The organism is Devosia sp. (genome assembly GCF_028290645.1).
Classification (GTDB): Bacteria; Pseudomonadota; Alphaproteobacteria; order Rhizobiales; family Devosiaceae; genus Devosia_A.
Window position 1 is genome coordinate 18550 of sequence record NZ_JAQGJL010000153.1, and the last position, 10046, is coordinate 28595.

A 10046-nucleotide genomic window follows, 5' to 3' on the forward strand; every position below is an offset into this window, starting at 1 on the left:
TCAGTCCTCGACCGGCGTCACGGTGATGGCGCGATGGAGCTTGCGTTCGCGCAGCCAGATGTAGATGCCCGAGCCGATGATGATCGGGGCCCCGAAATAGAACTCGGTATCGGGCGGCTCCTGGAAGATCAGCCAGCTCGCCACGGCAAGCAGCAGCAGTTCGGTATAGCTGAACGGCGCCAGCGCGGACGGCGGGGCGAAGCGATGCGCGATGGTGTTGAGTTGATGCGCCAGCATGCCGGCGACGCCCGCTGCGACGAAGGCGAACCAGGCCGGCCCGGTGGTCGGCCACACCCAGCCCTGGAACGCGAACGGCGTGATGCAGACGAGCGCGATCAGGCCCGAGTACACCTGCTGCGTCGCCGCCGAATCCACACCGGCGAGCTTGCGCGTGATGATCGAGTAGAACGCGGCGCAGAGCGCTCCGGCGAGGCAGAGGAGCGAGGCCGGGTGGAAGGCTTCGGTGCCGGGCCGGACGATGATCAGAATGCCGACGAAGCCCGCGCCCACTGCGGCCCAGCGCCGCCAGCCGACCGTCTCGCCGAGGAACGGCCCGGAGAGCGCCGTCACCATCAGCGGCATGGTGAACATCAGCGCGCCGGTGACGGTCAGCGGCAGGAAGCGCATGGCGAGGAAATTGGCGACGGTGACGCCGAGCAGGCACAGCCCGCGCAGCAGTTCGAGCTTCCAGTTGCGGGAAACGAACAGCCCGCGCTGGATCGGCAGGAACAGCGCGATGGTCAGCGCCACATGCACGCCGTAGCGCACGAAGACGATCTCGGTGAGCGGGATGCCCACCACCGCCATGTACTTGGCCGAGGTGTCGAGCGTGGCAAAGAATATCTGGGCGACCAGCAGGATGCCGATGCCGAAATTGCGGCGCTCCTCGACCGGAGCGATGGTGGAAGTCATGGGCTGGTCCGAAGCCGCAGAACGACGCGGCGGGCGGGTCCCACCAAAGGGCGCGCCGCCCCGGCCTGTCAATGCCGGAGGGGCGCCAAACGGTTCGCCAGCACTAAAGTGTAACCGTTGCGCCAGCCCAATTCCCGTAGCCCTAGACGAGCAGATGCCAGGGGCCCTGGTGTGGCGTGTCCGACGTCAGTACGTCTGCCGCAAGTGCCTCACCCTCAGCCCCGCCGCCAGCGCGTCCTTCGTCACCGCCGTCCCCCGCCGCGGAGTAAAACTCAGCTTCACCTCGCGCCCCGGCAGCAGCGTCACGGCGTTGTCCGAGAAGTACCCCGGCACATCCACCATCGCGGTCACGAACACCGCCGGCTTGTCGGCGGTCAGCGTCAGCACCGGCGCCTTGTCGCCGCCCGACCAGCTGGTCTTCACCTTGGCCTCCGCCAGCTCGTACCCCTTGTAGGCCTTCGGGAAATAGTCGTTCTCGCCCAGGAGCTTGCCGTCCTCGGCGGTCCACGAGAAGAACAGGAACTCGTTCGGCCCCAGGTCGGAGAGCTTCAGCCTGGTCGCCACGACCGCCTTGTCGGGCGAGGTCTTCGCCCTGGCCGTGGCGATCACCCGGGCCTTGCCGCTGGCATTCACCGCCTGCACCTCGTCGGCGATCTCGGCCTTCCCGGCCGTATCGTTGATCGCCTTGAGGATCAGCGTGTCGCCGTCCGGCACCGCCACGACATTGATCGGCAGGAAGAAGCGCTTCGCCATGTAGTGCAGCAGCTTCCACTGCCCGCCATAGTCGAGGCTTGCCCAGCTCGCCACCGGATAGGTGTCGTTGATCTGCCAGTAGAGCGTGCCCATGCAGCGCGGCTTGGTCGAGCGCCAGTACTCGATGGCGGTCTTGATCGCGAGCCCCTGCTGGACCTGGCTCAGGAACACCATCTTCTCGAAGTCCGCCGGGAAGCGGAAATAGCGCGTCATCGTCTCGAGGATGCGCGCGTTGCCACCTGTATTGCGCTGATGGCTCTCCATCACCGGCGAGGACGGGTTCATGTCCTCGGGATTGGCAAACGTCTCGATGACGTTCAGCGAGGCAAAACTCTGAAAACCGAACTCCGAGGCAAAGCGCGGGTTGACGGTGCGATAGGCCGAGAAATCCTTGGCCGCGTGCCAGACGTCCCAATAGTGCAGGTCCCCGCGCGTGTCCGAGTGCCAGCCGTCGGAGAAATCCATGTAGCCGAGCGACGGCGACGACGGCCAGAAGCGACGACCCGGATCCTCGTCATCGACCAGATAGCCGAGCATCGAGTTCAGCCGGTCGTAATTGGCGACATAGCGCTCGGGGTTCGCCTTGGTCTCGGGGTACCAGTGGAGTGAGCCGATCACCTCGTTGTCCCCGCACCAAAGCGCGATCGAGGCATGGTGGCTCAGGCGCCGTATCTGCTGGGTGATCTCGGTCTTCACGTCGGCGAGGAATTCGCGGTTTGAGGGGTAGCTCATGCACGAGAACATGAAGTCCTGCCAGACGAGGATGCCGAGCTCGTCGCAGAGCTCGTAGAAATAGTCCGGCTCGTACTGCCCGCCGCCCCAGACGCGGATCATGTTCATGTTGACCGCTTTGGCGCTCTCCAGCAGGTCGCGCACGACCTCCTCGGTGATGCGCGACGGGATGGCGTCCGCCGGGATCCAGTTGGCGCCGAACATCGAGATGTCGCGGCCGTTCACCCGCACCTTGAAGGTGTGGTCGATCTCGTCCTTCTCGATCACCCATTCGAGCTTCCTGAGCCCGATCCTGCGCTTGGTCACCTCGCCGTCGAGCGTCGTCCAGAGCTCGTAGAGCGGCTGCTCGCCGTGCCCGTTCGGCCACCAGAGCTTCGGGTTCTTGATGGTGACATTGTGGACGAACAGGTTCTCGCCGGCCCTGACCACCACCTTGTCGGCGAGCTTCTGCCCGTCGATTTCGTGCATCAGTTCCACCGAGCCTTCGGCGAAGGCGAAGACACGCGTGGTGATCGAGAGCTCGACCGATTTCTTGCCGTGCGCCTGCTCGACCTGGACGCTCTCCTGCCGGGCCAGCCGCGACCTGCGGATGACCATGTGGCCGTAAACCCCCGTCGGCATCAGGCAGATGCCCCAATCCCAGCCGGCATGGCAGGCGGCCTTGCGCACGAAGTTCATGTGCACGCCCTCGAGCCCGTTCGACAGGTAGTTGTAGGTGAAGGGGATCGGGAATGGATGGGCGTCCGAGCGGGCCTTGGCGACGTCGCGGGTGACGGCGAATTCGATCCTGAGGGTGTTGGTGCCCACCCTGACTTTGCCGGTGACGTCGAGGTCATAGCGGATGAACTGGTTCTGCGTCTCGGCGATCGCCTCGCCGTTGAGGAACACCGTGGCGATGCAATCGACATTCTCGAGCGTCAGCGTCAGGTAGCCGTCGATGTCGTTCTCGCCCGCGTCGAACTTCCGCTCCACCGTCCACGGGGTATGGTTGACCCACATCACCGTCGTCTCGTTGTCGCCGAAATACGGGTCGGGGATTTCCTTGGCCGCCAGCAGCGCGGTGTGCACGTCGCCGGGCAGCGTGATCGGGGCCTTGATCCTCGACTTGGGCGAAGTCAGCTGGAACCCCCCGGAGAGGTCCAGTTCGCCATAGCCTGCAGTACCGGCGGGAAGCGCCGCGATCTTCACCTTCGCCATGGGAAATCCTCCGAGGCGACAGAGGCCGCCGGTTCCGTGTCTCGCGCTCCCGCTCCGCGGGAGCGCCGAAGCTGGCGCGGTTTGTATCCGCCCTCCCCGCTACTGCCAATCCTTCACACGCCCGCCGACAAGATAATGGGTGCCCCCACTTGCGTTCCGGTCCGATGTTCCGCGATGGTGGAGCGGGTACGGAGAGGAATGTGGCCAATCTCGACGCAGACAATCCGCAGCTTCCGGTGCTGCCGCCAGTTCTACCCGCCGCAGCGATCGTCGCGGCCATTGTCCTCGACTGGCTGCCGCTGCACTTCCTCGCGCCCCCGGTCGGCTTCAACCTGCAGGTGATCGTCGGGGTGGTGCTGACTGCCCTCGGCATCTGGCTCGGGGCGAGCGCGTCACGGTTGTTCCAGCGGGAGGGGACCAACGTCATCCCAACGCAGCCGACGACGAGGATCGTGACTTCGGGCCCTTACCGGTTCACGAGGAATCCGATGTATCTGGGCATGGTCCTCGTGGTGCTCGGCATCAGTCTGATCTTCTCGCTAGAATGGGGCGTGATCCTGACGCCAGTGCTCTGGCTGGCGCTCGACCGCCTTATCGTCGTGCGCGAGGAAGCCTACCTGAGGCGCAAGTTCGGCGCCTCATACGAAGCCCTCCTCACTCGCACCCGCCGCTGGATCTGACCCCCGCCAAATGACGGGCATCATCAGCCGTGGCAACGCTTCACTTGACACGTGACCAATTAGTCACCTATCATCCTGACCGTGGATGCTGTCTTCAAAGCCCTGGCCGATCCGACCCGGCGACAATTGCTCGATAGTCTTCGGGACAAGGCCGGACAGACCCTTACCGAGCTCGAGAGCGGGCTCGGTATGACCCGGTTCGGGGTGATGAAGCACCTGAAGGTGCTGGAGGAGGCGAAGCTGGTGACGAGCCGCAAGGAAGGGCGGTTCAAATATCACTACCTCAACGCCTCCCCGATCCAGGAAGTCGCCGATCGCTGGATTGCGCCCTACCAAAAGCCGTTCGCGCGCTACGCGCTGAACCTCAAGGCCATGCTGGAGAGCCGTCAGAGAATGCCCGATAAACCCAATTTCGTGCTGGAAACCTATATCCGGACCACCCCAAGGGCGTTGTGGGACGCCATCGTCAATCCCGAGATGACCGCGCAGTACTATTACGGCGGCCGGGTGCAGGCCGACCTCAGGGTCGGTGGCCGGTTCCACTATCTCGACCCCGACGGGGAGATGAACCTCGACGGCGAAGTGGTCGAGATCGTCCCCGAAAAGAAGCTCGTCACCACCTTCAAGGCGATGTGGGCGCCCAATGGCGCCGTGACGCGCGTGCAATACGAGATCGAACAGATGGGCGAGACCTGCAAGCTCACCCTCACGCATTTCGACGCTGCGTCCGCGGAGGCGGGTGTCGAAAGTGGCTGGCCGCTCATCATCGCCGGCCTCAAGACCCTGCTGGAGACCGGCAAGCCGCTCGCGGCCCTGGACATGCAGTAGGCCAAACGCAACCACGACAGGGAGTTACGCAGATGAGTAGATATCTCTTGGGCTACCACGGCGGCTCGATGCCGGACTCTCCGGCCGAAGGCGAGAAGGTGATGGCCGCCTGGAACAGCTGGATCGGCGGGCTCGGCGCCAGGATGGTCGATGCCGGTAACCCGATCGGGCCGGCGAAGATCATTTCGTCCAACGGCACGGTCAGCGACGGCGGCGGCGCCAACCCGCTCACGGGCTACAGCGTCATCGAGGCCTCGAGCCTCGATGAAGCGGTGAAGCTCGCCTCCACCTGCCCGCAACTCAGCGCCGGCGGCTCGGTGGAAGTCGCCGAGACGTTCAACGTGATGTGATGCCGAAGGGCGGCGCCCAAGGGTGCCGCCCTTCCCTCGGATGCTGATGGCATCGGAACTCGGTGTAGCGCCACACGCGTCCCCCCAACTCGATGTCATCCAGCGGAAGCTGGGATCCAAGCATCAGCCAGCGCAAGCGGCGAAACGGTTCCCTGCTTTCGCAGGGATGACGCTGAGTTTTAGGAAGCCACGAGCAAAAGCCTCGCTTGACTCCCATGGCTAACATGTGTAGCTATCATAGCTACACACGTTAGCCATAGAGGTTCGTCATGCCCTCCCCCTTCACCCCCGGCTTCCCGCCCAATTCGGTCGTCACCCTGCTCCGCGTCGAAGGCGTCGCCGCGCTCGCCGCTGCCGTCACCGCCTACTGGTTCCTCGGCGGCAACTGGTGGCTGTTCGCGCTGCTGATCCTTGCGCCGGACCTCTCGTTCTTCGGCCTCTATGCCGGGCCGAAGGCCGGCGCGAAGATCTACAACTTCGCCCACACCTACACCCTGCCCGCCATTCTCGGCGCCGTCGGCTGGTTCGGCGGCATCGGCTGGCTCACCGCCGTGGCACTGATCTGGATCGCCCATATCGGCATGGACCGGGCGGTCGGCTACGGGCTCAAGTACCCGGGCTTCGACCACCAGACGCATCTGGGGCTCATCGGCAAGGCCAGGAAGGCGCAGACGCTTGCCGACGCCCGCTAAGACCTCGCTCGCCGAGCTCGCCACCATCGCCCGGACGCTGGTCGAAGCGTCCGGGCCCGAGGCGCTCACCATGGGTGCGCTCGCCCAGGGCGCGGGGGTGAAAGCCCCCTCGCTCTACAAGCATTTCGCCGACCGCGCGGCGATCCTCAAGGCCGTCGAGATCGAGATCCTCAACGAGCTCGAGGCGCATCTCAGGCGCGAAACCCGCGGCGACACCCCGAAGGCCCGGCTCGCCGCGATGGCCGCCGCCTACCGGCGCTTCGGCCTCGCAGCCCCCAACCGCTACAAGGCGATCTACAGCGGCAACGCCTTCAACGACCCGGAAATCCGCGCCGCCTGCCTGTTCTCAGCCCAGCCGCTGTTCGAGGAACTGAAAGCCGCCGGCATCGCCGAACCGCGCATCCTGCCGCTGTCGCGCACGCTGGTGGCATTCCTCCACGGCTTCGTGCTGATGGAGATCGGCAACGCCTTCCAGCTCGGCGGGGATATCGAGGAGGCGTTCGAGGCATCGCTGGAAACGATATTGCGGGAGGTGTGAGGATACTTGATGGCGCCACAGCATCCCCTCGCCCCTGAGGGGAGAGGGTAGCGCCGCTGGGAGCGAAGCGACCTAGCAGAGCTTGGGTGAGGGGTTCGGCCTCTCAACGAGCGCTCGCTGCACCGCTGAACCCCTCAACCGGCGCTGCGCGCCACCTTCTCCCCTCAGGGGAGAAGGGAGTTCGTGCGTCGCAACTGCCCCTCACCCCGGCCCTCTCCCGGCGGGGAGAGGGGGTGATGGGGCACCGGCGGTGCAAAGTGCGTCCCCTCTCCCTTCTGGGGAGAGGGTCAGGGTGAGGGGCAGCCCCGCCCCTACTCCGCCGCCTTCAAATCCAAAAACCCGCCCGACTGCCGCGCCCACAGCGTCGCATAGTGCCCGCCGCTCGCCAGCAGCTCGGCGTGAGTTCCCTGCTCGACGATCCGGCCGTGCTCCAGCACGATCAACCGGTCCATCTCGGCGATCGTCGACAGCCGGTGCGCGATGGCAACCACGGTCTTGCCCTGCATCAGCGTCTTCAGCTGGCTCTGGATCGCCGCCTCGACTTCAGAATCCAGCGCCGACGTCGCCTCGTCGAGAATGAGGATCGGGGCGTCCTTCAGCAGCACGCGCGCAATCGCCACGCGCTGGCGCTGCCCGCCGCTCAGCTTCACCCCGCGCTCGCCGACAAAGGCGTCATAGGCGGTGCGCCCCTTCTGGTCGATCAGTTGCTCGATGAACTCATCGGCCTCCGCCGAAGCTGCGGCGTCGTACATCTCGTCGTCAGTCGCGTCGGGCCGGCCGTAGGTCAGGTTGGCGCGGATCGAGCGATGCAGCAGCGAAGTGTCCTGCGTCACCACCCCAATATTGGCACGCAGCGACTCCTGCGTGACCTTCGAGATATCCTGCCCATCGATCGAGATCGTCCCGCCCTGCACGTCGTAGAAGCGCAGCAGCAGGTTGACGATGGTGGATTTACCTGCCCCGGATCGGCCGATCAGCCCAACCCGCTCGCCCGCCTTGATGTCGAGATCGAGCCCGTCGATCACCGGCAGGGCGTTATCATACTTGAAGCTGACCTTGTCGAACTTGATCGCCGCCTTGGTCACCACCAGCGGCCTTGCATCCGGCGCATCCACCAGCCCCAGCGGCCGCGCGATCAGTTCGGCCGAGTTCTGCGCCGTGCCGTAATTGCGCATCAGGCCGTTGAGCTGGTTCATCAGCCGTCTGAGGAGGTTGTATATCCTCAGCACCAGCCCGGTGGTGAAGGCGACGCCGCCGACGGTGACCAGTCCCTCGGTCCACAGGTGCACCGACAGCGCCGCGATGCCGGCGATGGCGAGACCCGACAGCATGCCCATCGCCGTCCGCACGCCGACCAGCGTCCGGGCAAGCCGGGTCATCGCGGCGAGAAAGCTGTCGAAGCCGCCGCGCACGAACTTGTCGTCGGTCTCGGCCGTGCCGAACAGCTTCAGCGTCTGGATGTTGGAGAAGCTGTCGACGATGCGCCCGGTCAGCGACGAGGCCTGCTCCGCCGCCGCCGCCGAGAGTTTTCGCATGCGCGGCACGTAGTAGCGGGCCAGCGCCGAGAACGCGACGACCCACAGGATCACCGCGGCCGCCAGCCGCCAGTCGAGCTGGCCGACCAGCACCACGGTGGTCACGGTGTAGATGCCGATGAACCACACCACCTGCAGCAGGCTGACCATGAAGTCGCCCACCGCCCCGCCCGACTGCCAGACCTTGGCGGCGATCGAGCCGGAAAAGTCGTTCTGGAAGAAGCTGAGATTCTGCCGGATCACATGCGCATAGGCCTGCCAGCGCACCAGGTTGTAGAACCCGAGATTGACCGTTTGCTCCTCGACCGTCGCCGACAGCCAGGTGATGATGAAGCGGAAGCCCAGCGTCACCACCAGCATCCAGACCAGCTCGGGCCCGAAATCGGCGATCAGCCCGCCCCATCCCGCCGCCTGGTTGGAGCTGTCGAGAATGTCGACGATGCGCCCCACATAGTAGAACAGCGCCGCCTCGACCAGCGCCACCAGCCCGCCCAGCGCCAGCAGCGCGAGGAAGGGGAGCTTCGCCTGCGAGATGTAGAACCAGAAGAACTGCCACGTCACCGCAGGCGGCCTGAGATCGCCGGATTTCCCGAACGGGTCGATCCAGGTTTCGAACAGGCGGTGAATGGGTTCGAGGAGTTTCATCAGGCGAGACCGTGGGACGGCGACAGCATCCAACAGTCAATAGCTTGGATCGTGCCGGCGCGATTGTGAAATCTCGGTAAGGCGGGTGGTCGGCCCCGCCCTCGCAGTCGTCTCCCTCCTTGTGGGGAGGGATAAAGGGTGGGGGTGGCACACGCTCGGAGCGTGGAAAACCCCCACCCAGCTACTCAACGGACTTGGCAAAGCCAAGTCCTGCTCCGCTACCCTCCCCCACAGGGGGAGGGAGGCACCGCGCGTGAGGCCCCCTCACTCCGCAGCCTCCGCCTCAGCCTTCATATCGAGGAACCCGCCCGACTGCCGTTCCCAGAGCTGGGCATAATGCCCGCCCCGCGACAGCAGTTCGGCATGCGTGCCCTCCTCGACGATCTGGCCCTTTTCGAGCACCACCAGCCGGTCCATCGCTGCGATGGTCGAGAGCCGGTGCGCGATGGCGATCACGGTCTTGCCCTGCATCAGCGAGGTCAGCTGCTCCTGGATCGCCGCCTCGACTTCGGAGTCCAAAGCCGAAGTCGCTTCGTCGAGCACCAGGATCGGGGCGTTCTTCAGCAGCACCCGGGCGATGGCGACGCGCTGGCGCTGCCCGCCCGAGAGCTTCACGCCCCGCTCGCCGACATGGGCGTCATAGCCGCGGCGGTCGCGCGGGTCCTTCAACCCGGCGATCACATCGGCCACTTTCGCCTGCTCGGCGGCGCGGATCATCTCCTCGTCGGTCGCCGTCTGGCGGCCGTACTTGATGTTCTCGCGCACCGAGCGGTGCAGCAGCGAAGTGTCCTGGCTGACCAGTCCGACGGCCGCCCGCACACTCTCCTGGCTCACCTCGCGGACGTCCTGCCCGTCGATCCTGATCGCCCCGTCTTCCACGTCGAACAGACGTAGCAGCAGGTTGACCAGCGTCGACTTGCCGGCGCCCGAGCGGCCGACCAGCCCGACTTTTTCGCCCGGCTTGATGGTGAGGTTGAACCCCTCCATCACGGTGCCTTCCTTGCCGCGCCAGTAGTTGAAGCTGACGTCCCTGAACTCGATGCCGCCTTCGCGGACGACGAGTTTGGGAGCGCCGGGTTTGTCGATCATGGTGATCGGCTGGGCGATGGTTTCGGCACTGTCCTGCGTGGTGCCGATCTGGCGGAACACGTTGGAGCCGACATCGAGAATCCAGCCGCTCATGT

9 protein-coding genes are annotated in these 10046 nt (G+C 65.3%); 5 read left to right on the plus strand and 4 right to left on the minus strand.

Annotated features, from left to right (window positions below):
* Both JWQ89_RS08875 and JWQ89_RS08880 read right to left on the minus strand, forming a co-directional pair.
* Positions 1–912 (minus strand): DMT family transporter, encoded by a 912-nt coding sequence (locus JWQ89_RS08875; RefSeq protein ID WP_299640217.1) that lies wholly within the window; start codon positions 910–912, stop codon positions 1–3.
* A gap of 186 nt (positions 913–1098) precedes the next feature.
* On the minus strand, positions 1099–3594 hold the full coding sequence (locus JWQ89_RS08880; RefSeq protein WP_299640219.1) for a glycoside hydrolase family 2 protein: 2496 nt from the start codon (positions 3592–3594) through the stop codon (positions 1099–1101).
* Between the two features lie 200 nt (positions 3595–3794).
* On the opposite strand from JWQ89_RS08880, the gene JWQ89_RS08885 reads away from it, so the two are divergent.
* The 5 genes from JWQ89_RS08885 to JWQ89_RS08910 all read left to right on the plus strand — a co-directional run bounded on the left by JWQ89_RS08885 (position 3795) and on the right by JWQ89_RS08910 (position 6682).
* The gene (locus JWQ89_RS08885) at positions 3795–4274 is read left to right on the plus strand and encodes an isoprenylcysteine carboxylmethyltransferase family protein (RefSeq protein ID WP_299640221.1); all 480 of its coding nucleotides are present in this window, start codon (positions 3795–3797) and stop codon (positions 4272–4274) included.
* An 81-nt stretch (positions 4275–4355) separates the two neighbouring features.
* On the plus strand, positions 4356–5102 hold the full coding sequence (locus JWQ89_RS22485) for a metalloregulator ArsR/SmtB family transcription factor (RefSeq protein WP_366143986.1): 747 nt from the start codon (positions 4356–4358) through the stop codon (positions 5100–5102).
* A gap of 32 nt (positions 5103–5134) precedes the next feature.
* Positions 5135–5452 carry a hypothetical protein gene (locus tag JWQ89_RS08900; protein WP_299640223.1) on the plus strand — a complete coding sequence of 106 codons (318 nt, stop codon included), beginning with the start codon at positions 5135–5137 and terminating at the stop codon, positions 5450–5452.
* A gap of 269 nt (positions 5453–5721) precedes the next feature.
* Complete coding sequence (locus JWQ89_RS08905; RefSeq protein ID WP_299640224.1) at positions 5722–6144, plus strand: DUF4260 domain-containing protein; 423 nt, start codon at positions 5722–5724, stop codon at positions 6142–6144.
* Entirely contained in the window at positions 6128–6682 is a 555-nt protein-coding gene (locus tag JWQ89_RS08910) for a TetR/AcrR family transcriptional regulator (RefSeq protein ID WP_299640226.1), read from the plus strand. The genes JWQ89_RS08905 and JWQ89_RS08910 overlap by 17 nt, the downstream gene beginning before the upstream one ends.
* 311 nt (positions 6683–6993) lie before the next feature.
* Here the strand turns inward: JWQ89_RS08910 and JWQ89_RS08915 are convergent, their stop codons facing one another.
* Positions 6994–8862, minus strand: coding sequence for an ABC transporter ATP-binding protein (locus JWQ89_RS08915; RefSeq protein WP_299640228.1), 1869 nt, complete (start codon positions 8860–8862; stop codon positions 6994–6996).
* 264 nt (positions 8863–9126) lie between these two features.
* On the minus strand, positions 9127–10046 hold a 920-nt coding region (locus JWQ89_RS08920; protein WP_299640230.1), incomplete at its 5' end, for an ATP-binding cassette domain-containing protein.